Raw genomic sequence first — 22,410 nt, 5'->3', positions numbered from 1 at the left:
GGTGGAGTTCCGACCTGTCGATGACGGGACGGCTGCTGATGCGATCGATCACGCACGGCATCGTGCCGGGGCTGGCCGGCGGGCCGTGGCACTGGGACCGCTGGGCACCGGCCTCCCCCTGGGCGACGCCCCCGCCGTCGGTGATGGCGCTGGGCTGGCTGGTGCTGGCCGGCGCGCTGGCGGTGTCGCTGGTCCGCAAGGAGCGCATCGGGCCGATCTGGCTGACCGCGGCCGGCTACGCAGTGGCCTGCCAGGTGCCGATCTATCTGATGCGCTCCTCGAAGCAGACCGCGCTGGAACTCGCGCAGACGCTGCGCTATTTCCCGGATCTCGTGGTCGTGCTGACGCTGCTGGCCGCCGTGGCGCTGAGCGCCCCGAACCGGCAAACCGCACCGCGCTGGCTCGACGCCTCGCCGAAACGCACCGCGGTGACCACCGGTTTGGTGGCGTTATTCGCGGCCAGCAGCCTGTACTCGACGGGGACGTTTTTGACCAGCTGGCGCGACAACCCGGCCCAGCCCTATCTGCAGAACGCCCGGGCCTCTCTGGCCGCGGCCCACGCGGCCTCGGATGCGCCGCTGCTGGATCAGGAGGTCGACCCGCTGGTGCTGCAACGGGTGGCCGCGCCGGAGAACCTGGCCAGCCACATGTTCGCGCTGCTGCGGGATAGACCCGAATTCGCGCCCGCGACAACGCAATTGCGCATGCTGGACAGCTCCGGCCATGTGGTCAAGGCGCGGGTGACCTGGGTTCGTACCATCGCGCCGGGGCCGACGCCGCGGTGCGGCTATTTCGCGCAACCGGACAAACCGGCGCGCCTGGTCCTCGACGGGCCCCTGCTGCCCGCCGACTGGACCGTCGAACTGAACTACCTGGCCAACAGCGACGGATCGATGACGCTGTCGATGACGCAGGGTCCCGAGGTCAAAGTGCCGGTGCATCCGGGACTCAACCGGGTATTCGCGCGCCTGCCCGGCGCCGGGGACGCGATCACCGTGCGGGCCAACACCGCCGCTCTGGCGTTGTGCATCGCGTCGGGCCCGGTGGGTTTTCTGGCCCCGGCCTGAGCCGGCCGATGTCCCGACAAAAATATGGAGCCGCCTGGGGGAATCGAACCCCCGACCTATTCATTACGAGTGAATCGCTCTACCGACTGAGCTAAGGCGGCATACCCTCGCGCCGGGCGGCACGAGTCTACGGCAGGCGGGCGGGCACCACGAAATCAGTCGCGCGGTTCCTGGGCGCGCAGTTCCTGGCCGATCGTGGCGACCATGGCGTCGACGGCGAACTTGGGCTTGACGTTGATCGCCAGCGCCTCTCGGCACTCGAGGACGGCCTCGATGCAGCGCAGCAGCCGATCGGGCGGCGCGTGGGCGGCCAGCGCCGCGACCTTCTCGGCCATATCCGGATGGTTGGCCTGCACCGGCGCGGCGTTCGCGGAGGCCATGAGCGCATCCCGGAAATAGGTCGCCAGGTCGATCAGCGCCCGGTCCAGCGCGTCGCGCGAGGCCCGGGTCTGACGCGACTTCTGCCTCCGCTCAAGGTCTTTGATCGCCCCGGCGGCGCCGCGCATCGCTCCCGCGGTGCCCTTGCCGGTGCCGCCGGCGCCGAGGGCCGTGCGCAGCTCCTCGGTCTCGGCCTCGGCGCGGTCCGCGGTCAGCACCACGGCCTCGGCTTCGGCGGCGGCCACCAACTCTTCGGCGGCGGCGTAGGCCCGCGACGGGGTCGCGGCGTCGCGCACCAGTCCCAGCGCCCGCTCCCGGCGAGCGCGGGCCTCCGGGTCGGTGGCCAGCCGGCGCGCCCGGCCCACGTGGCCACCGCTGACCGACGCGGCCCAGTCCGCGGTTTCGGGAGTCAAGCCGTCGCTGTCGACCAGGACGCGCGCGATCGCCTCGGTCGGCGGGGTCACGAGCGCGACGTGCCGGCACCGGGACCGCAGCGTGATGGCGATGTCCTCGGGGTCCACCGACGGCGCGCACAGCAGGAACACCGTCGACGGCGGCGGTTCCTCGACGACCTTCAGCAGCGCGTTGGCGGCCCCTTCAGTCAGTCGGTCGGCGTCCTCGATCACCACGATCTGCCGGTGGCCGGTGGCCGGGCGCCGTGACGCGATCTGCACGATCGCGCGCATCTCGTCCACGCCGATGGACAGGCCTTCCGGAATCACCCGGCGCACGTCGGCGTGGGTGCCGGCCATGGTCGTCGTGCACGCGTGGCAGCGCCCGCACCCCGGGCCCCCGTCCTCAGCGGCAGAGGTGCATTGCAGCGCGGCCGCGAAGCACAACGCCGCCACCGAGCGTCCCGAACCGGGTGGGCCGGTGATCAGCCAGGCATGTGTCATAGTCCCGGCGCCCGCATCGCTGTGGGCTGGGTCACCACGGGAGGCCCTCGCGGCGGCAAGCAGCTCAGCCGTCACCGTGTCTTGGCCTACCAGCCGCGCAAACACCCCGGACATCACCGGTAACAGTAGACAGCGAGGCCGACGGATACCGATCGGCTACCGTACCGCGACCATTCCGTGATCTTCGCGGTCATCCGCGCCCCTCGGGCGACCTGCCGAGATCGATATTAAGTTTCCGGGAGGTCACCGCCGACCGATACGGTGGGCTGGTGACAACCGTGGCGGCACTACCGGGGCGGATCAGCGGATTCGCCCGGTGGGTGGTGCGCACGCCGTGGCCGCTGTTCTGGCTGAGCATGGTGCAGGCCGACATCATCGGCGCCCTGTTCGTGCTCGGCTTCCTGCGCTACGCCCTGCCGCCCGAGGACCGCATCCAGCTGCAGGATCTGCCCAGCCTGAATCTGGCGATTTTCGCGACCTCGTTGGTTGTCTTGTTCGTCGCCGCCTCGCTGATGAACCTGAAGCTGCTGATGCCGGTCTTCCGGTGGCAGCGCCGCGACAACCTGCTGGCCGAGGCCGACCCGGCCACCGCGGAACTGGCCCGCAGCCGGGCGTTGCGGATGCCGTTCTACCGCACCGTCACCAGCATGGTGATCTGGTGCATCGGCGGCGTGGTGTTCATCATCGCCAGCTGGTCGGTGGCCCGGTTCGCCGCACCGGTGGTGGCCGTGTCCACCGGCCTGGGCGCCGCGGCGACCGCGATCATCGGCTACCTGCAGTGCGAGCGGGTGCTGCGGCCGGTGGCGGTGGCGGCGCTGCGCAGCGGGGTGCCCGAGAACGTCAAGGCCCCCGGCGTCATCCTGCGGCAGATCCTGACCTGGATGCTGTCCACCGCGGTGCCGGTGCTGGCCATCGTGCTGGCGGTGGTGGCCGACAAAACCTCCCTGCTGCACGCCACGCCCGAGAAGCTGTTCACGCCCATCCTGTTGCTGGCGTTGGCGGCGCTGGGCATCGGGCTGGTCAGCACGCTGCTGGTGGCCATGTCGATCGCCGACCCGCTGCGCCAGCTGCGGTGGGCGCTCTCCGAGGTGCAGCGCGGAAACTACAACGCGCACATGCAGATCTACGACGCCAGCGAGCTGGGCCTGCTGCAGGCCGGGTTCAACGACATGGTGCGCGACCTGTCCGAGCGGCAGCGGCTGCGCGACCTGTTCGGCCGCTACGTCGGTGAGGATGTGGCCCGCCGGGCGCTGGAGCGCGGCACCGAGCTGGGCGGCCAGGAGCGCGACGTCGCCGTGCTGTTCGTGGACCTGGTCGGCTCGACCCAGCTGGCCTCGACCCGGCCGCCCGCCGAGGTGGTCCACCTGCTCAACGAGTTCTTCCGGGTGGTGGTGGACACCGTTGGCCGCCACGGCGGTTTCGTCAACAAATTCCAGGGTGACGCCGCGCTGGCCATCTTCGGCGCGCCGATCGAACACCCCGACTCACCCGGCGGTGCGCTGGCCGCCGCGCGGGAATTGCACGACGAGTTGCTCCCGGTGATCGGTTCGGCGGAGTTCGGCGTCGGGGTGTCGGCCGGTCGGGCCATCGCGGGCCACATCGGCGCGCAGGCCCGCTTCGAGTACACGGTGATCGGCGACCCGGTCAACGAGGCCGCCCGGCTGACCGAGCTGGCCAAACTCGAGCCGGGCCACGTGCTCGCGTCGGCGATCGCGGTCAGCGGCGCGCTGGACGCCGAAGCACTGTGCTGGGATGTCGGCGAGGTGGTCGAGCTGCGCGGCCGCAGGGCACCCACCCAGCTGGCCCGACCGGTGACGCTGGCCGCCCCGGAAGACGTTGCTTCCCAAGAGGTTTCCAGCGAGGTAAGCAGCTAACCGCGCTTGGCGGTCCTCTTTGTCGCCGACTTCTTGGCCGGGGACTTGCGGGCGGCCTTCTTGGCGGGACGCTTCGCCGGACCGCGGGCCCGGCGGTCGGCCAGCAGTTCGGCGGCGCGCTCGTCGGTGATCGAGAGCACGTCGTCGCCCTTGCGCAGGCTCGCGTTCGTCTCGCCGTCGGTGACGTAGGGACCGAAGCGGCCGTCCTTGATCACCATCGGCTTGCCCGTCGCCGGATCGGCGCCCAGCTCACGCAGCGGCGGCGCGGCAGCGCCTTGGCGGCCGCGGCGTTTGGGCTCGGCGTAGATCTTCAGCGCTTCCTCGAGGGTGATGTCGAACATCTGCTCCTCGGTCGCCAGTGAACGAGAATCGGTGCCGCGCTTCAGGTATGGGCCGTAGCGACCGTTCTGCGCGGTGATCTCGTCGCCGGAGTCGGGGTCGACGCCGACCACTCGGGGCAGGGAGAGCAGCCGCAGCGCATCCTCGAGTGTGACCGTCTGCAAATCCATGGTGCGCAACAGGGAACCGGTGCGGGGCTTGGGACCGGTGGGCTTTTTGCCCTTCTTCGCGGTTGCGGCGCTACCGTCGTCGTCCCCGGGCGGCGGCTCCGGCAGGAGCTCGGAAACGTATGGCCCGTACCGGCCGTCCTTGGCGACGATCTCGTGGCCCGTTGCCGGGTCCACCCCCAGGACGCGTCCCTCTTGCGGCGTGGCGAACAGCTGCTCGGCCAGCTCCAGGGTCAATTCGTCGGGGGTCAGCGAATCGTTGAGGTTGGCCCGTTGCGGCGTGCGCTCGCCGTCGTCGCCGGTCACCATGCGCTCCAGGTACGGCCCGTTCTTGCCCACCCGGACGTAGACGGGACGCCCCTGTTCGTCGTCAAAGAGCCTGATGGAGTTGACTTCTCGGGCGTCGATGCCTTCCAGGTTGACGCCGACGAGCTTCTTCAGGCCACCGGAACGGGCCACCGAATCGGCCACCCCGTGCTCGCCGCCGAAGTAGAAGTTGTTGAGCCAGTCGGTGCGCCGCTCCTGACCCGAGGCGATCGCATCGAGCTCGTCCTCCATCGCGGCGGTGAAGTCGTAGTCGACGAGCCGGCCGAAATGCTGTTCCAGCAAACCGGTTACGGCGAACGCGACCCACGACGGCACCAGGGCACTGCCCTTCTTGTGCACGTAGCCACGGTCCTGGATGGTCTTGATGATCGACGAATACGTCGACGGGCGGCCGATGCCCAGCTCCTCGAGCGCCTTGACCAACGACGCCTCGGTGTAGCGCGCCGGCGGGTTGGTGGCGTGGCCGTCGGGCGTGAGGTCGATGGCGTCCAGGCGCTGGCCCTGGGTCAGCTGCGGCAGCCGGCTCTCGGCGTCGTCGGCCTCGCCGCCGGCCAACTCGTCGACCGTCTCCACGTAGGCCTTCAGGAAGCCCGCGAACGTGATGGTGCGACCGCTGGCGGAGAACACCACTTGCCGTTCGCCGGAACGGCCACCGATCCGCAGGCTCAGCGTGGTGCCGCGCGCGTCGGCCATCTGCGACGCCACCGTGCGCTGCCAGACCAGCTCGTAGAGCCGGAATTCGTCGCCGTCGAGCTCGCGGCGCACCGCGTCCGGCGTGGCGAACGTCTCGCCGGCGGGCCGGATCGCCTCGTGCGCCTCCTGGGCGTTCTTCACTTTGCGGGTGTACTGACGCGGGGACGGCGAGACGTACTCCTCGCCGTAGAGCTGACGCGCCTGGTTGCGCGCGGCGCTGATCGCCGACTGCGACAGCGTCGTCGAGTCGGTACGCATATAGGTGATGTAGCCGTTTTCGTAGAGCCGCTGGGCGATGCTCATGGTGCGCTCCGACGAGAACCGCAACTTGCGGCCGGCTTCCTGCTGCAGCGTCGACGTCATGAACGGCGCGTACGGCCGCCGCGTGTACGGCTTCTCCTCCACCGACGCGACGGACAGCTGGGCGCCGCGCAAGCCCGCGGCCAGCTGCGTCGCGCTTGCCTCGTCGAGAATGGTCACCTCGTCGGCCTTGCGCAGCTGCCCCAGCGAGTCGAAGTCGCGGCCGGTGGCCACCCGCAGACCGTCCACGTTGGTCAGGCGGGCGGTGAAGGTGGGCGGGGACGCCTGCGGGTCCGACACGCTGGCGTCCAGCCGGGCCAGGATGTCCCAGTAGGACGCGCTGCGGAACGCCATACGATCACGTTCGCGCTGCACGATGATCCGGGTGGCCACCGACTGGACCCGGCCCGCCGACAGCTTGGGCGCGACCTTCTTCCACAGCACCGGGCTGACCTCGTAGCCGTACAGGCGGTCCAGGATGCGGCGGGTCTCCTGCGCGTCAACCAGATCGATGTCGAGGTCGCGGGGATTTTCGGCGGCCTCCAGGATCGCCGGCTCGGTGATCTCGTGGAACACCATCCGCTTGACCGGAACGTTGGGCTTGAGGGTTTCCAGCAGGTGCCAGGCGATGGCTTCACCCTCGCGGTCACCGTCCGTGGCCAGATAGAGCTCGTCGACGTCTTTGAGCAAGCCCTTGAGCTCGCTGACGGTGCTCTTCTTCTCCGGGCTGATGATGTAGAGCGGTTCGAAGTCCGCGTCGACGTTGACGCCGAGCCGGGCCCACGGCTCGGACTTGAATTTCGCCGGCACGTCGGCCGCCGCCCGGGGCAAGTCGCGGATATGGCCCCGCGACGACTCGACGATGTAGCTGGAGCCCAGGTAGCCGGCCAGTTTGCGCGCCTTGGTGGGCGACTCCACGATCACGAGTCGCCGGCGGCTACCGTTGCCGCCGCCGGCGCTGTCCTTCAGTTTCGGGTCAGCCAACTGCCCTTACGCTCCATCCCTGATTGGTCCCCCCTGCGAGACCACCTGCAGGAAGAATGACAGGTCGGCTTCGAAAATTCCGGTGAAATTCAGGTACGCGACCATTCCTCCGCCCTGCGGCACCTGACAATTTCGCACCCTCGGGCGGGCCCGCGCAAACCGACGCTCGCGAACGCGGCGCAAATTCGTCCGTTGCCCGCCGGCTAAACCCGCGGCCACCGGGACAGGGCCTCGGCGCCGTCGGGCGCCTCCCCCACGTTCTCTACCAGGCGCGATAGCCTCCGGCGGCCGCTGATCCGAAGCGCCGGCCGACCGCCGCGGGTGCCGATGAGGGTGGGTGCGATCCCGACGCGCATCAAAGCCGACGCCAGCGGCGAGTGAGTGTCCGGCGCGTGCGGGTCCAGCCCCAGCAGGTAATGCTCGCCCTCCGGGTTACCGGCCGCCAGCGTCCACGCCCGCAGCTCGCGTGGCCCGGGCAGCCAGCGCGGCGGCACGGTCTTGACCGCGCCGCGCGTCCATTCGGCGGCCAGCGTGCTCAACGAGCGATCGACCGCCGTCCGCACCAGCGGGGTGTCTTCGTCGGTCCGGCTGATCTCGGCCACCAGCCCCGCCTCGCGGATCATGTCCGCCAGCGCGGCGGCCCGCCATGAGTGGTCGACGACCACAGAAAGCCGAGCCAGCCGGGTGCCCTGGGCCTCCGGACCGCCAACGGTGACGATCTGCCCCGACGCCGCCAGCACCCCGGAAAGATCGGCGACCGCGGGCGGCACCGACTCCGCGGTAAAGAAGGAAAGCTGGCTCACGCCATCCGACAGTAGGCCCTCTCACCCATCCGCGTCTTGAGGCAACCGGCGCGGCGGCGGCGTGCGCCCACGTGGCGCAGGAAGCCGATAGAAACCGATAGAAAGAGGAAACCCCCCGGCTGGGCCCGCTGGGCGGGACGGCACGGGGGGTATCCGTTTCAGGTCTGCTCTTCTCTACAGGGAGCGGACTCCGGTGGCCTGGGGGCCCTTAGGGCTGTGGCCGATTTCGAACTCGACCTTCTGGTTTTCTTCGAGGGTGCGGAAGCCCGAACCCTGGATCTCCGTGTAGTGGACAAACACATCCGCGGAACCGTCTTCGGGGGCAATGAACCCGAAGCCCTTCTCCGCGTTGAACCACTTCACAGTTCCCTGTGGCATCTCTCGATCTTTCCTTTTCTTCTGGGTGCGGGGCATCGCCTTTCGATGCCCCGGGCCTGGTACGACCGCCATACCTCGCTGAGTCGCCGGAACTTCACCCGACCGATTAACCTCGCAGGAACCGCGGCCGCAACGTCGATCCTGCGAAAGTTTGACACGAACACAGAAGCTGCGACCGCAAATAGTCAACCATGTTCATCGCGTCGGCGACAGACTTGTGTGTTTGCCCGATCCGAAGAGCGATTCCATGAGCGATGCCGAGCGGGGTGAGATGGCGAGTTTCGGCGGTGACCTGCTTGCCGCTGCGCTCGCCGGAACCGCGACGGACGAGCACCCGCTGCGCCACGTCGCGGAGCTGCCGCCGCGGAGCGGCCGGCCGCACGATTGGCCGGCGTGGGCCGAGCCCGACGTGGTCAAGGCGCTCGCGGCCCGGGGGATCGCCTCACCGTGGTCGCATCAGTTCGCTGCCGCGGAATTGGCCCACGCGGGCCGTCACGTGGTGGTGAGCACCGGCACCGCGTCGGGCAAGTCACTGGCCTATCAACTGCCCGTCCTCAACGCGTTGGCGACCGATCCGCGCGCCCGGGTGCTCTACCTTTCGCCGACCAAGGCGCTGGGCCACGACCAGTTGCGTGCCGCGCACGCACTGACCGCGGCGATTCCGCGCCTGCATGACGTCGCACCCACCGCCTACGACGGCGACAGTCCGGCCGAGGTTCGACGCTTCGCGCGGGAGCGCTCTCGCTGGTTGTTCTCCAACCCCGACATGATCCATTTGTCGATCCTGCGCAACCATGCCCGCTGGGCTGTCCTGTTGCGTGGTCTTCGATTCGTGGTCGTCGACGAATGTCATTACTACCGTGGGGTGTTCGGCTCCAATGTGGCGATGGTGCTGCGTCGCTTGTTGCGGTTGTGCGCCCGCTATTCGAGTGCGCCGACGGTGATCTTCGCCAGCGCGACAACGGATTCCCCGGGTGCGACGGCCGCCGAGCTCATCGGGCTTCCGGTTCAGGAGGTCACCAAAGACGGTTCACCGCAAGGGGCGCGGACCGTGGCGTTGTGGGAGCCCGCGCTGCGGGCCGACCTGGTCGGCGAGAATGGCGCCCCGGTGCGCCGCTCGGCGGGCTCGGAGGCGGCGCGCGTCATGGCCGACCTGATCGCCGAGGGAGCCCAGACCCTGACCTTCGTCCGGTCGCGCCGCGCAGCGGAATTGACCGCGCTGGGCGCGCAGGCAAGGTTGGACGACATCGCGCCGGAGCTCTCGGGCAAGGTCGCGTCGTATCGGGCCGGGTACCTCGCCGAGGACCGCACCGCGCTGGAGCGCGCCCTGGCCGAGGGCCGGCTGCGAGGCCTGGCCACCACCAATGCGCTCGAGTTGGGTGTGGATATCGCCGGGCTGGACGCGGTGGTGCTCGCCGGCTTTCCCGGCACGGTCGCCTCGTTCTGGCAGCAGGCCGGCCGGTCCGGGCGGCGCGGCCAGGGGGCGCTGGTGGTGCTGATCGCCCGCGACGACCCGCTGGACACGTATCTGGTGCACCACCCGGCCGCGCTGCTGGACAAGCCGGTCGAGCGGGTCGTCATCGACCCGGGTAACCCCTACATTCTGGGCCCGCAACTGCTCTGCGCGGCAACCGAATTGCCGCTGGACGAGGCCGAGGTGCGCGAACTCGACGCCACCGACGTGGCGGACGGCCTGGTCGACGACGGGTTGCTGCGGCGTCGAGGTGGAAAGTACTTCCCGGTGCCCGGCCTGGAACCGCATGCCGCGGTCGACATCCGGGGCTCGACGGGCGGGCAGATCGTCATCGTGGAGGCCGACACCGGACGGTTGCTGGGCAGCGTCGGCGTGGGCCAGGCGCCGGCTTCGGTGCATCCGGGAGCGGTGTATCTGCATCAAGGCGACAGCTACGTGGTGGACTCCCTGGACACCGAGGAGGGCATCGCCTTCGTCCACGCCGAGGATCCCGGTTATTCGACATTCGCCCGTGAAATCACCGACATCGCGCTCACCGGTACCGGTGAGCGTCTGGCCTTCGGGCCGGTCACGCTGGGCCTGGTCCCCGTCCGGGTCACGCACCGGGTGGTGGGGTATCTGCGCCGCCGACTCTCCGGGGAGGTGATCGACTTCATCGAATTGGACATGCCGGAGCACACGCTGGCCACCACCGCGGTGATGTACACCGTCACCGAAGATACGTTGCTGCGCAAGGGGATTGACGGCCCGCGGATCCCCGGGTCGTTGCACGCCGCCGAGCATGCGGCGATCGGGTTGCTGCCGCTGGTCGCCAGCTGCGACCGCGGGGACATCGGCGGCTTGTCCACCGCGGTGGGTCCCGGTCCCGAAGGGCTGCCCAGCGTTTTCGTCTACGACGGGTATCCGGGTGGCGCGGGATTCGCCGAACGGGGGTTTCGCCAGGCCCGCACCTGGCTCGCCGCGACAGCCGCCGCCATCGAGGCGTGTGAATGCCCCCGGGGATGCCCGTCCTGCGTGCAGTCCCCCAAGTGCGGCAACGGCAACGACCCGCTCGACAAGGCGGGTGCAGTGCTGGTGCTGCGACTCGTCCTCGCAGAACTGGCGGCCGAGTCGCGCTGAGCAAACCGGCGCGGGCCGGCGGAGCCGCCCGTCGGTTCACCCGCTCCCGCAGCTGGATCCCGTCGCCGTAAAATCAGCCGCATGGCCCACGACTGGTTGCTCGTGGAGACGCTCGGGGGTGATCCCACCGTTGTGGCGCAGGGGCGCCAACTCAAAAATCTCGTCCCGATCACCACCTTCCTGCGCCGCAGCCCCTATCTCGCCGCGGTTCGAACGGCGGTCGCCGAGTCGGTGCAGACCGGCCAGCCCCTGACCAGCATCACGCCCAAGCGTGATCGCATCATCCGCACCGAACCGGTGGTGATGTCCGACGGTTTCGTCCACGGCGTGCATGTCTGGACCGGACCCTCCGACATCGACCCGCCCGAGCGCCCGATCCCGGGGCCCTTGAAGTGGGACCTGACCCTGGGCGTGGCCACCGACACCCGCGAATCGCTGATCAACAGCGGCAAGAATCCCGAGGTGGAAGTCACCTTCGGCAGGGCCTTCGCCGAGGATCTTCCATCCCGCGAGCTCAACCCGAACGAAGCCAAAGTGCTCGCCATGGCGGTCAAGGCCAAGCCGGACCAAACATTGTGCAGCACTTGGGATCTCACCGACTGGCGAGGAAACTCCATCCGGATAGGTTTCGTCGCACGCACGATTCTGGAGCCGGGGCCTGACGGCCGGGAGCACTTGGTGGCGCGGGCGATCAATTGGCAGTCCGAGCTGAAGGGCCCGACGGTATCGACCGATGATCTGGCGCAGCGGATCCTCAGTGGCCTCGCGCAGGCCGGGGTGCACCGCGCGCTGATCGACCTCAACAACTGGACGCTGTTGAAATGGCTCGACGAGCCCTGCACCTTTTACGACTGGCGCAGCAGTGAGACGGGAAAGCCGCGGGTCCATCCCGATGACCAGGACGTGATGTCGGACATGACAAGGGAATTCGGTGGGGGCACCATCAGTCGGGTGCTGCGCATGCCCGGGCACGACGGGGATTGGGTGCCGGTGCACATCACCGTCAACCGGGTGGAACTCGAGCCGGACACCTACGCCGGGCTGGTCTCCCTGCGACTGCCCACCGATGACGAACTGGTCGCCGCGGGGCTGCCGCAAGCGCCCTAGTCACCGGCTCCGACCGCCGGCCCCGCCCGCGCGGAGGCCCGCGCCGTGCCGGCGACGACGACGGCCACCCCCGCCGTGATGACGACATCGAGACCGTCGACCACACAGCGGATGTCGTTGACCCGCATCTCGCGGGCAACGGCCGCAGCCCGACTGCAGGCCGCGTCGGATCCGGACGCCAGCCGGGCCGCCGCGGCCAGAGCGGCCAGGTCGGCCGCCGCCTGTGCGCGGTGACGCGCCACCACCGCCGAGCCCAGGTAGGCAGCGATACCGGTCGCCCAGAGCAGCACCACGACCATCCAGGCCGCGACCAGTGTGGCCGAGCCCCGATCATCGCAGCGGCTCCGCCGCGGCGACCGCCTTCGCGGTAATGTCCATGTCGGGCAAGAACTTCGAACGCGTGGCAACGGTGGCCACCAGGAATTCGCCGTCGCGGTGCAGGTCGATTCGCGCACCCGCGGGCGCGAGCCGGACGGCGGCGGCCACGGCGGAGCGTTCGTCGCCGCGGGCGGCCAGCCTGGCGGCCTCACGGGCGGCGTCGATGCAGCGCACCTGCATCGAAACCGCGCTGACACCGGCCAGGCACAGCACCAGCACCACCACGAGCGAGGCGATGCCCAGTGCCGCCTCAACGGTGCTCGCGCCGGCATTGTCGGCTACACCTTGGTGTTGAGTGCACGACCGATGATGTTGGTCAGCGCCGACACGATGGAATCGCCGGTGACCACGGCGTACAGCACCGCGCCGAAGGCCGCCGCCGCGATGGTGCCGATGGCGTATTCGACCGTCGACATGCCCGACTCGTCGGCCGCCAGCACGGCCACGCGTGCGGCGAATTCGCGAAACATGTTGATCATCAAGGGCTTCCTTTCTTTTCACAGCAGGCCCGACTGCAGCACATCACCGGCCAGACCGGCCACCACCGGCACGATGCCCAGGCACACGAACGCCGGCAAGAAGCAGAGGCCCAGCGGCCCGGCGATCAGAACCCCGGCCCGCTCTGCGGCGGCGGTGGCGGTGTGCGCGGCGTCGTGGCGAGACTGGTCGGCCAACTCGGCGACGCCACCGGCCAGCGCCGCGCCCGAGGACGCCGAACGCCGGGCCAACCGCAGCAGCGCGTCGACCGGCGCGTCGGCCGGGTTTGCGTGCGGTTCCGACGGAATCGCCCATGCGACAACGGGGTCGGCGCCGAGCGCCAGCAGGTCGGCGGCCCGGCGCAGGGCGCGGGCCACGGGCGGTGGCGCGGACGGGGCGGCGGCCGCCGCCGCGGTCGACACCGCCATGCCTGCGCCCAGGCACACGCCCAACACGTCGAGACAGGACGCGACCGCCAGCGGATCCGGGCCAGCCGTTCGCCCCGACGCCGGCCCCCGCGGCCGACCCCCACGCGACGGCATCCCGGCACGTCTTCGCGTCAGTGACGGACCGGGGCCGATCCACAGTGCCACGGCCAACAGCACCGCCGTCGCCGCGGCATTCACGACGCCACCCGATCGACGATGCGGTCCGACCACAACAGACCGCCGCACGCCAGTGTTGCGCCGACGAGCAAGAGCACCCCGCCCGTCTGCCCGCCCAGCAAGAAGGCCAGCGGCCGGGCCCCGATCAGTTGGCCCAGCAGGATACCGAGCACCGGCAAAGCGGCCAGTATCGTCGCGGTGGCGCGCGCACCGGCCAGGCTCGATGAGACGCGCGCCGAGAACCGTTGCCGCTCAGCGATATCGCGTTGGGCGGCGCGCATCAGGGTGGCAATCCCCAACCCATTGTCACTGGCCAGCCGCCAGCACAGCGCGAGCCGCTCCCAATGCGCGGGTAGTGCCGAGGAGCCGGACGCCGCGGCCAGCCCGGCCGCGACATCGGCACCCAACCGGGCCCGCGCCGCCACCGCACGCAGCGACCCCGCGACCGGGCCGTCGGTCTCGTCGGCGGCGACGCCGAAGGCGCGCACCGGATGGGAACCGGCCCGCAGTTCACCGACGAGCACATCGAGCGCGGTTTCCAGCGCGCGGCCCTCTCGGGCGGCGCGCCGGATGCGGCGGCGACGGCGATCACGCAGACTCACGGTCGCGCCCACGACCGCGATGCACAGAACGGTTGTCGGCGGCAGCACGACCACGGCGGCGCAGCCGAGACCCGCAGCGACGCATCCCGCCCCACGAAGCCCGTTCGCCGGGATCCGCCGTCGCGGTGACACCGCCGGATCGAGCCGGTGCCGGGGCGAGGGCCGACCGATGACAAGCGCGAACGACAACAGCAGCGCGCCGACCACCGGGCCGTTCACGCCGGCGCCCGGCTTTGCAGGACGCGCTGCAGCCGCGGGGCGTCGTCCGTCATCCCCCGATCCGCATGCCACACCGTGACCGCCCGGACCCGTCCCCGAACCGGTTGCAGCACAGCGATCTCACCGAGCCGCCGCCGACCGGTGCGGTCGCGCTCGACATGCAGCAGCACCTGCACGGCCGCGGCGAGTTGGCTGTGCAGCGCGGCACGCCCGAGACCGCCGAGTGCACCCAGGGCCTCCAGACGGGCGGGAACCTCGCCGGGGTTGTTGGCGTGCACGGTGCCCGCACCCCCGTCGTGCCCGGTATTCAGCGCGGCGAGCAGGTCCACCACTTCGGCGCCCCTGACCTCGCCCACGACGATGCGGTCGGGCCGCATCCGTAACGCCTGCCGGACCAGTTGGCGCACCGGGACTTCGCCGACGCCTTCGATATTGGCGCACCGGGCGACGAGCTTCACCAGATGCGGGTGCCGAGGCGCCAATTCGGCGGCATCCTCGACGCAGACGATCCGTTCGGCGGGCGGTACGGCGCCCAGCATCGCGGCCAGCAGAGTCGTTTTGCCCGCGCCGGTTCCACCGCTCACCAAAAACGCCAGCCGGGCGGCGATGATATCGGCGACCAGGGCAGCGGCCGCCGGCTCGATCGCACCCGCGGCTATCAGTGCCGCCAAGTCTTGGCTGGCCGGCCGCAGCACCCGCAGCGACAGGCAGGTGCCCGCGGCGGCCACCGGTGGCAGCACCGCGTGTAGCCGCACCGCAAACCCCCGGGCGCCGATTCCGGTGAGCTCGCCGTCCACCCAGGGTTGGGCGTCGTCCAGGCGTCGGCCGGCGGCCAGCGCCAGCCGCTGCGCCAACCGCCGCACCGCAGGCTCGCCGGGAAAGCGAATCTCGGTGCGCCGTAGGCCGTTGCCGTCGTCGACCCACACCGCGTCCGGTGCCGTGACCAAGACGTCGGTCGTACCGTCCGCGCAGAGCAGCGGTTCGAGAACGCCGGCACCGGTGAGTTCGGTCTGCAGCACGCGGAGATTGGCCAGCACCTCGGTGTCACCGAGCATCCCGCCGGCCTCGGCGCGGATCGCGGCGGCCACCACCGAGGCCCGCAGCGGTCCGGCTTCACCGGCCAGACGCTCGCGGACACGCTCGATCAGCGAACCGCTCATGCCGCCCGCCCGTCCCGCCCCGGCCGGGACCGCGCGCCGGTGGGCGGCAGCACGCCGAGCACCTCGCGGGCCGCCACCGCGAGCGGGGACCGCCGCCCCAACCGCAGGCCGCCGCGTTCGACCTGCTCCCCGAGCTGCGGCTGCGCTTTGATCGCCGCCAGCAGCGGCAAACCCGCGATCTCGGCGATCTCGGCCGCCCGCAACCCTCCCGGCGACGGGCCCCGCACCACCAGGCCCACGTTGGGGTTGACGGAGGTCAGAACGGGCGCCATCGCGCCGGTCGCCGCGCACGCGCGCACATCACAGCGGCTGACGACGACGACAAGGTCGGCGGCGCTCAGGGCGGCCTGGGTGGCATCGGTGAAACGTCGGGGCAGGTCGCAGATCACGCTGACCGCCCCCCGGCGGCCGGCGTCGACGATGGCGTGCACCGGCCCGGCGCCCACCTCGTAACCGCGGCGGGTTCCGGACAGGACGCTGATTCCGCGGTGTCGTGGCAGCGCATCGCGCACCGCTGACCAGGTGAGCCGTCCACCCTGCAGCGCAAGGTCCGGCCAGCGCAGCCCCGGGGTGTTTTCACCACCGAGCAACAACTCGATACCGCCGCCCCACGGGTCGAGGTCCACCAGCAGCGCATCGGTGGCGGCCCGAGCCAGGGCGACCGCGAGCAATGAGGCGCCGGCGCCACCGCAGCCTCCGATGACGGCGACGGCGTGCCCGCGCGACCCGTCGTCGCGCGACGACTCGACGGCTTCGGCGAGTTCACCGACCAGGTCGGCCGCTTGCCCCGGCAACCGCAGCACATGCTCGGCGCCGACGCTGACGGCAGCCGCCCACGTCGCCGTCTCGGGTTCGGCCACCGTCAGCACGGTCACGTGATCGCGGCGCGGCAGTGCCCAGCGCTCGCAGCGCGCCGCCGCCGGCGCGTCCAGCACGACGGCCGCGGCCGCCGTCCACGTCCTGCGACTCACCGGCGAGCCGTCGCCGGCGTGCACCACTCGAACACCGGCCGCGGCCGCCACCCGGTCCAATTCGGCACGCAGTTCGGTCTCCGCCAGCATGGCCAACACACCCGCGGAACCCACCGCACGATGGGGGGCGTCGGCTCCGGAGGCGCCAGTCATCCGCCCACTGTGCGGGGCAGCAACCTTGGCACACCAGTCCCAAACGCGGATTTGGGGATAGAGACGCGAGTGTGCACAAACCGCGCGCGGCGGCGTTGCGCCAGCGACGACGGACGAGCTCCCCGCAACGCGTCGAGAGCCGGTCCGAGCGCCCGAAAGCGCGAAGAACCGACTCAAAAAGACCCGAGAAAAGGGACGACCCCCGCCAGGGGGGGAGGAGGCGAGGGTCGTCGTGTATCAGCCCCGGGGGGTCGGGCTGATACACCCTCGGCTCAGGCCGAGTAATGCTTACTATACACATGACAGTCCGCAATAACGCAAGAGATCATTTACTGAAAAATGACCTTGAGCCGCGAAAACACTGCTCGACTGAGCTCCGGTACTCCCTGAGCGGCCATTTCCGGTGCGGGATCGCGGCCCGACGGCGCGGCCGACCTATGCTGGGTCCGTGACCGTCTTCGACCCGGCCGCGGAGCAGTCAGCCGCGGGGCAATCAGCGGCAAGCACCGCGTCCCACGCCCGCACGGCGGCCTTCTTCGATCTGGACAAGACGATCATCGCCAAGTCCAGCACGCTGGCGTTCAGCAAACCCTTTTTCGCTCAGGGCCTGCTCAATCGCCGCGCCGTGCTCAAGTCCAGCTACGCCCAGTTCATCTATTTGCTCTCGGGTGCCGATCATGACCAGGTGGATCGGATGCGTGCCCACATGACCAACATGTGCACGGGCTGGGACGTGGAACAGGTCAAGTCGATCGTCAACGAGACGCTGCATGACATCGTGACCCCGCTGGTGTTCGCCGAAGCCGCCGATCTGATCGCGGCCCACAAACTGTGCGGGCGTGACGTCGTGGTCGTGTCGGCATCCGGCGAGGAAATCGTCGCGCCCATCGCCCGGGCCCTGGGCGCCACCCACGCGATGGCGACCCGCATGGTCGTCGAGGACGGCCGGTACACCGGCGAGATCGCGTTCTACTGCTACGGCGAGGGCAAGGTCCAAGCGATCCGCGAGCTGGCCGCTCGCGAGGGCTACCCGCTGGAACATTGCTACGCCTACTCCGACTCGATCACCGACCTGCCGATGCTCGAGGCGGTCGGCCACCCCAGCGTGGTCAATCCCGACCGCGGGTTGCGTAGGGAAGCCCTCGGACGCGGTTGGCCCCTGATGTCGTTCTCCCGCCCGGTGTCCCTGCGGGACCGCATCCCGGCGCCGTCCGGCGCTGCGATCGCCACGACCGCGGCGGTGGGCATCAGCGCGCTGGCGGCCGGCGCGGTCACCTATTCGTTGCTGCGCCGCTACGCGTTCTAGGCCGGATGGCGGGGGCGGCCAGGTCGCAGCCGATCGGCAGCAAACACATCAGCCGCGGGATCCGATACGGCTTGGCAGTATTCGCGAAATTGGGCCTTGCTGTGCTAAGGGTCTAGTAGTACAAAGGAACCACGGAAGCCCGGTGAGGCCTAGGTCGATCCGGAAGAGAAGGTTCGATCTCCCGACCCGGGCGCCCAGCACGGTGCTCGGCACCCACGCGGAGTCATAGCCGCGAAAATGGCAGAAGTGTTGCGGGCCTGCGTAATTGCGAAGTGCGGAAGTATCGACGGCCCTTTGGGTGGGGCTGCAACCAGAAGCGTCGCAAGATCGCCGAGGCCAACCCACGCAGCCTCGAAATGCACGCTTGGTAACCGAGTCCCGTGCTAGCGGGCGGCGGACCGAACATTCGGAACGTCGCCCGCTCTACACTTTTCAGGCCGATTTCCGGTGTCGATATCCCGTCTTCGGCTACTGCTTCAGCTACCGATTCGACATCGAGTCGGCGATCGCCAACGCCTCTTTCGCGCCGGCCTGCATCGCTCCGCAGCACAGCACCAACCAGGCCCCCACGCCCTCGGGCGTCCCGTCGGCGAAGCCCTGTGCCGCGTCGCGATACGCCGCGGGTTGACGCATCCAACTGACCTCGGGCACTCCCAGCCCGTGCGGGTCCAGCCCGCCGGCGATGGTCACCAACCTCGACACCGCGCGCGCGACCACGCCGTCCGAGCTGCCGAACGGCTTCAGCGTCAACAACTCGCCGTGTAGGACCGCCGCGATCACCGGGGCGGGCGCCCGGGTGCGGCCGTTCACCAACTCCGCCAACAACTCCAGCCTGGGCCCCACGCCCGCATCGGTGCGCGGGCGACCCAGATGCTCGTCGTCGACCTGGTCAGCCGCGGCCAGCATGTGCAGACGGGCCAGCGCCTGCAGGGGCGCTCGCCGCCAGATGCCGACGATGGGGCCTTCGCCACCTTCGAGCGCCTGGGCCACCCGAAGCGCCCCCCCGAACACCGGATCGCTGATCGTGCCGGCGTCCGCGAGGTCCTCCAGTCGAACGGGACCGCCGTCGAGGACCGACGATGCGCGGGCCGCGCGCAGCGAGGCCTCGGCGGCGGTCACGGGCCAGCCACGCAAGTTGGCCCGGTGGCGGTGGGCGCGACCCAGCGCCTCGCGGGCACTTTCACTCGCCTCCGCGACGCCGGGCAGTTCTGTCAGGGGGGCAAGGGGATCAGCCGTCACAGCTTGACAATCTATCTCCGTCGGAATCCGGCGCGCGCGGGATGGCATCCAACAGCTGCCGGGTGTAGTCGTGCTCGGGATGAGTGAACAGCTCCTCGGTGGGCGCGTGCTCCACCACGCGGCCCGCGCGCATGACCACGACGTCGTCGGCGATCTGCCGGATCACCGCGAGGTCATGGCTGATGAACAGGTAGGCCAGGCCCAGCTCGGCCTGCAGATCGGCCAGCAGTTCCAGTATCTGCGCCTGAACCAGAACGTCGAGCGCCGACACCGCCTCGTCGCAGACCAGCACCTCGGGCCGCAGCGCCAACGCCCGGGCGATCGCCACCCGCTGGCGCTGCCCACCCGACAGTTCGCGGGGCAGCCGGTCCAACACCGACGACGGCAGCGCCACCTGGTCGACGAGGTCGTGCACCGCTTGTGCGCGCTGCCCGCGGTCACCGGCCCGGTGAATCCGCAACGGTTCCTCGATGGCACGGAACACCGAGTACATGGGGTCCAGGCTGCTGAACGGATTTTGAAACACGGGCTGCACCCGGCGACGGAAAGCCAGCTGCGTGTCCCGGGGCATTGTGTCGTCGATCCGGGTGCCGTCGAAAACCACCGTGCCCGAAGTGGGTGGTAAGAGACCGAGCACCATGCGCGCCAGGGTCGACTTTCCCGACCCCGACTCCCCGGCGATCGCCAGCGTGCGCGCGCGGCTCAGGCGAAAGGACACCGCGTCGACCGCGCGAAATTCGCTGCGCCGCCATGGCGCCCCATGGGACTCCCGGTAGACCTTGGTCAGCTCGGAGGCGACGAGAATTTCGTCGGAGCCCGGGGCCTGTGCGGCTCGCCCCTCAATCCGCGGACGGGTCCGCGCAGCGCCCCGGGCCGTCACCGCCGGCGCCGCGGCCACCAGCCGGCGGGTGTACTCGTGTTGCGGGCTTCGCAAGATCGACCGTGCCGCACCGGATTCCACGACGACCCCGCGGTGGACGACGACGACGGACTCGGCCCGCTCGGCGGCTAGCGCCAGATCGTGCGTGATCAGCAGCAGCGCGGTGCCGAGTTCGGTGGTCAGCCGCTGCAGATGATCGAGCACCTGACGCTGCACAGTGACGTCCAGTGCGGACGTCGGCTCGTCGGCGATCAACAGCCGCGGCCGGCCCGCCAACCCGATCGCGATCAGCGCGCGTTGGCACATGCCGCCGGACAGCTGATGCGGGTAGCTGCGCGCTTGCTTCGCCGGGTCCGGCATCCCCGCCGCGGCGAGCAGCTCCACGGCACGCTGCCGAGTGCGTCGGTCGGGAGTGTTGGCCCGCAACGCTTCCCGGATCTGAAAGCCGACCTTCCACACCGGGTTCAGGTTGGTCATCGGGTCCTGCGGAATGTAGCCGATCTCCCTGCCGCGGATCGAACGCATCGCTCGGCGGTCGGCGGTCGAGATGTCGACACCGTCGAAAACGATGCGGCCGCCCGTAATTCGTCCACCGGGAGGAAGAAGCCCGAGGATCGCGGCGGCGGTGGTGGATTTCCCCGATCCCGATTCGCCCACGACCGCGACGGTTTGGCCGGGCAGCACGGACAGGTCCAGACCACAAACCGCGGCCTGATCGCCGAAAGCGACCCCCAGGCCGTCCACCGACAGCAGTGGCGAGGCGGTTGCGCTCATGTCCGCCACGCCCTCGACGCCGGATCCAGCGCATCGCGAAGCGCGTCACCCATCATCATGAAGGCCAGCACGGTGATCGCCAGGGCGCCGGCCGGATAGAACAGGACGGGTGAGCCCGCCCGCAGCCGCGTCTGGGCGAGGTTGATATCGCCGCCCCACGACACTACCGACGTCGGCAATCCGACACCGAGGTAGGACAGCGTGGCCTCGGTGACGATGAAAAGGCCCAGGGCAACGGTGGCCACCGCGATGACCGGGCCCAGGGCATTCGGTAGCGCGTGCCGGAGCAGGATTTGAAACCTGCTCATCCCCAATGCTTTAGCGGCGAGAACGTAGTCGCTGGCGCGCACCGCGAGCACCGCACCACGTGCGATCCGAGCCACCTGCGGCCAGCCGAATAACGCGAGGATCGCGATCACCGTCCACACCGTGCGATGGTGCAGGACCTGCATCAGGACGATGGCGGCAAGCAGCAACGGCAGCCCGAAGAACACGTCGGTGACACGGGAGACCACCGCGTCGACCCAGCCGCCGTAGAAGCCGGCCAACGCGCCCACTGCACCGCCCACGACGAACACGACGACGGCGGCTCCCAGGCCCACCGTGACCGAGGCCCGCGCGCCGTACACCGTGCGGGCGTACACGTCGTGGCCCTGCAAGTCAGTGCCGAACCAGTGCGCGCGCGACGCGGGCAGCAGGCTCTGACCCGGATCGGCGTAGGCCGGATCGACCCCGGTGAACAGACCCGGAAACATCGCGACGGCCACGACGAATGCGATCAACACGGCCGCACCGATGAACTTCGGGCGTCGATGCAACCGTCGCCAGGTGTCGCGCCAGAATCCGCCCCGCGCCAAGATCCGGTCACCCATAACGGATCCGGGGGTCCAGCGCGGCGTACAGCAGGTCCACCACCAGATTGGTGAGCAGGTAGATCAGCACCAGCACCGTCACGATCGAGACCACCGTGGGCGCCTCTTGCCGAGTGACGGCTTGATAGAGCACGCCGCCGATACCGTGAATGTTGAAGATGCCTTCGGTCACGATGGCCCCGCCCATCAGCGCCCCCAGATCGGCTCCCAGAAACGTCACGACCGGGATCAGTGAGTTCCGCAGGATGTGCACCGTCACCACGCGGGGCCGTGACAATCCTTTGGCGGTGGCGGTGCGCACGTAGTCGGCGTGCGCGTTGGCGGCCACCGCGGATCGGGTCAACCGCACCACATAGGCGAATGACACCGAGCCCAGCACGATTCCGGGTAACAGCAGGCGCGCGAAGGTGGCTCTTTGCCCCACCGTCACCGGGGCGATGCCCAGCCGGACCCCGAACACGAACTGCGCCAAGAATCCCAGCACGAAGATGGGGATCGCGATGATGACCAGACCGGTGATGAGCACGGTGGAATCGAAAAGGCCACCCGCACGCAGGCCCGCGATCACCCCGAATCCGATTCCCAGCACCGCCTCGACGGCCAGGGCGATCAACGACAGCCGCAGGGTAACCGGAAACGCATGTGCGAGAACGTCACTGACCGGGAGCCCGGAATAGGCGCGGCCAAGGTCACCGTGCAGAACTCCGCCGAGGTAACGCAGGTACTGCACGATGAACGGGTCGTCGAGGTGGTAGCGGGCGTGCAGCTGCGCGGCGACAGCCGGCGTCAGCGGGCGGTCGCCGGCGATCGCGGCCAACGGGTCGCCGGGCAACAGGAAGACCATGCCGTAGATCAGCAACGTGGCGCC

General features: G+C 69.8%; 19 protein-coding genes, 1 tRNA gene and 1 pseudogene. 5 read left to right on the top strand and 16 right to left on the bottom strand.

The window, feature by feature from the left end:
• Positions 1 to 1,067: pseudogene (locus tag Q0W90_RS14185) on the top strand (hypothetical protein); the annotation flags it as partial.
• 25 nt (positions 1,068 to 1,092) lie between these two features.
• On the opposite strand, the gene Q0W90_RS14180 reads toward Q0W90_RS14185, so the two are convergent.
• Together Q0W90_RS14180 and Q0W90_RS14175 are read right to left on the bottom strand one after the other, a co-directional pair.
• Positions 1,093 to 1,168 (bottom strand) — tRNA-Thr (locus Q0W90_RS14180).
• Positions 1,169 to 1,222: 54 nt separating this feature from the next.
• Positions 1,223 to 2,455 carry a DNA polymerase III subunit delta' gene (locus tag Q0W90_RS14175; protein ID WP_297774919.1) on the bottom strand — a complete coding sequence of 411 codons (1,233 nt, stop codon included), beginning with the start codon at positions 2,453 to 2,455 and terminating at the stop codon, positions 1,223 to 1,225.
• A gap of 98 nt (positions 2,456 to 2,553) precedes the next feature.
• Between Q0W90_RS14175 and Q0W90_RS14170 the strand changes: the two genes are divergently transcribed.
• The gene (locus Q0W90_RS14170) at positions 2,554 to 4,215 is read left to right on the top strand and encodes an adenylate/guanylate cyclase domain-containing protein (RefSeq protein ID WP_297698118.1); all 1,662 of its coding nucleotides are present in this window, start codon (positions 2,554 to 2,556) and stop codon (positions 4,213 to 4,215) included.
• On the opposite strand, the gene topA is transcribed toward Q0W90_RS14170, so the two are convergent.
• The 3 genes from topA to cspA all read right to left on the bottom strand — a co-directional run bounded on the left by topA (position 4,212) and on the right by cspA (position 8,206).
• Positions 4,212 to 7,025, bottom strand: a complete 2,814-nt coding sequence (gene topA, locus Q0W90_RS14165; protein WP_297774918.1) for a type I DNA topoisomerase — start codon at positions 7,023 to 7,025, stop codon at positions 4,212 to 4,214. The two genes, Q0W90_RS14170 and topA, sit on opposite strands and share 4 nt — an antisense overlap.
• A 203-nt stretch (positions 7,026 to 7,228) precedes the next feature.
• Entirely contained in the window at positions 7,229 to 7,828 is a 600-nt protein-coding gene (locus Q0W90_RS14160; protein WP_297592760.1) for a hypothetical protein, read from the bottom strand.
• A 174-nt stretch (positions 7,829 to 8,002) separates the two neighbouring features.
• Positions 8,003 to 8,206, bottom strand: coding sequence for a cold shock protein CspA (cspA, locus tag Q0W90_RS14155; protein WP_007772268.1), 204 nt, complete (start codon positions 8,204 to 8,206; stop codon positions 8,003 to 8,005).
• A gap of 271 nt (positions 8,207 to 8,477) precedes the next feature.
• Between cspA and Q0W90_RS14150 the strand changes: the two genes are divergently transcribed.
• On the top strand, positions 8,478 to 10,799 hold the full coding sequence (locus Q0W90_RS14150; RefSeq protein ID WP_297774923.1) for a DEAD/DEAH box helicase: 2,322 nt from the start codon (positions 8,478 to 8,480) through the stop codon (positions 10,797 to 10,799).
• 81 nt (positions 10,800 to 10,880) lie between these two features.
• The gene (locus Q0W90_RS14145) at positions 10,881 to 11,906 is read left to right on the top strand and encodes a PAS domain-containing protein (protein WP_297698100.1); all 1,026 of its coding nucleotides are present in this window, start codon (positions 10,881 to 10,883) and stop codon (positions 11,904 to 11,906) included.
• On the opposite strand, the gene Q0W90_RS14140 is transcribed toward Q0W90_RS14145, so the two are convergent.
• From Q0W90_RS14140 to ssd, 7 genes are read right to left on the bottom strand one after another with little or no spacing between them, the layout of a single operon-like run.
• Positions 11,903 to 12,205: an Rv3654c family TadE-like protein gene (locus Q0W90_RS14140; RefSeq protein WP_363319557.1), complete on the bottom strand. Its 303-nt coding sequence runs from the start codon at positions 12,203 to 12,205 to the stop codon at positions 11,903 to 11,905. The two genes, Q0W90_RS14145 and Q0W90_RS14140, sit on opposite strands and share 4 nt — an antisense overlap.
• A 31-nt stretch (positions 12,206 to 12,236) precedes the next feature.
• Complete coding sequence (locus Q0W90_RS14135; RefSeq protein WP_297592774.1) at positions 12,237 to 12,527, bottom strand: TadE family type IV pilus minor pilin; 291 nt, start codon at positions 12,525 to 12,527, stop codon at positions 12,237 to 12,239.
• A gap of 35 nt (positions 12,528 to 12,562) precedes the next feature.
• Positions 12,563 to 12,763 (bottom strand): DUF4244 domain-containing protein, encoded by a 201-nt coding sequence (locus tag Q0W90_RS14130; RefSeq protein WP_064940279.1) that lies wholly within the window; start codon positions 12,761 to 12,763, stop codon positions 12,563 to 12,565.
• An 18-nt stretch (positions 12,764 to 12,781) separates the two neighbouring features.
• The gene (locus tag Q0W90_RS14125; protein WP_297774917.1) at positions 12,782 to 13,387 is read right to left on the bottom strand and encodes a type II secretion system F family protein; all 606 of its coding nucleotides are present in this window, start codon (positions 13,385 to 13,387) and stop codon (positions 12,782 to 12,784) included.
• Positions 13,384 to 14,187, bottom strand: a complete 804-nt coding sequence (locus Q0W90_RS14120; protein WP_297774916.1) for a type II secretion system F family protein — start codon at positions 14,185 to 14,187, stop codon at positions 13,384 to 13,386. The genes Q0W90_RS14125 and Q0W90_RS14120 overlap by 4 nt, the downstream gene beginning before the upstream one ends.
• A complete protein-coding gene (locus Q0W90_RS14115) occupies positions 14,184 to 15,347 on the bottom strand; it encodes a TadA family conjugal transfer-associated ATPase (protein WP_297592734.1) in 1,164 nt (387 codons plus the stop codon). The genes Q0W90_RS14120 and Q0W90_RS14115 overlap by 4 nt, the downstream gene beginning before the upstream one ends.
• Positions 15,344 to 16,408 carry a septum site-determining protein Ssd gene (gene ssd / locus Q0W90_RS14110; RefSeq protein WP_297774920.1) on the bottom strand — a complete coding sequence of 355 codons (1,065 nt, stop codon included), beginning with the start codon at positions 16,406 to 16,408 and terminating at the stop codon, positions 15,344 to 15,346. The genes Q0W90_RS14115 and ssd overlap by 4 nt, the downstream gene beginning before the upstream one ends.
• A gap of 511 nt (positions 16,409 to 16,919) precedes the next feature.
• Between ssd and Q0W90_RS14105 the strand changes: the two genes are divergently transcribed.
• Positions 16,920 to 17,777, top strand: a complete 858-nt coding sequence (locus Q0W90_RS14105) for an HAD-IB family hydrolase (RefSeq protein ID WP_297592732.1) — start codon at positions 16,920 to 16,922, stop codon at positions 17,775 to 17,777.
• A gap of 480 nt (positions 17,778 to 18,257) precedes the next feature.
• Here Q0W90_RS14105 and Q0W90_RS14100 read toward each other — a convergent pair whose 3' ends face one another.
• The 4 genes from Q0W90_RS14100 to Q0W90_RS14085 all read right to left on the bottom strand — a co-directional run.
• Positions 18,258 to 19,016, bottom strand: a complete 759-nt coding sequence (locus Q0W90_RS14100) for an oxidoreductase (protein ID WP_297592730.1) — start codon at positions 19,014 to 19,016, stop codon at positions 18,258 to 18,260.
• A complete protein-coding gene (locus Q0W90_RS14095; protein ID WP_297698107.1) occupies positions 19,006 to 20,670 on the bottom strand; it encodes an ABC transporter ATP-binding protein in 1,665 nt (554 codons plus the stop codon). Before Q0W90_RS14095 ends, Q0W90_RS14100 begins: the two co-directional genes overlap by 11 nt.
• Positions 20,667 to 21,542, bottom strand: coding sequence for an ABC transporter permease (locus Q0W90_RS14090; RefSeq protein WP_297592728.1), 876 nt, complete (start codon positions 21,540 to 21,542; stop codon positions 20,667 to 20,669). The genes Q0W90_RS14095 and Q0W90_RS14090 overlap by 4 nt, the downstream gene beginning before the upstream one ends.
• Positions 21,535 to 22,410, bottom strand: an 876-nt coding sequence (locus Q0W90_RS14085) for an ABC transporter permease (protein ID WP_297774915.1), incomplete at its 5' end; no start/stop codon positions are given. The genes Q0W90_RS14085 and Q0W90_RS14090, both read right to left, overlap by 8 nt.

The organism is Mycobacterium sp., from assembly GCF_025933915.1.
Lineage (GTDB): Bacteria > Actinomycetota > Actinomycetes > Mycobacteriales > Mycobacteriaceae > Mycobacterium.
Note: the sequence above shows the minus strand (reverse complement) of the source record. Positions and strands in the feature narration are given on the sequence as shown.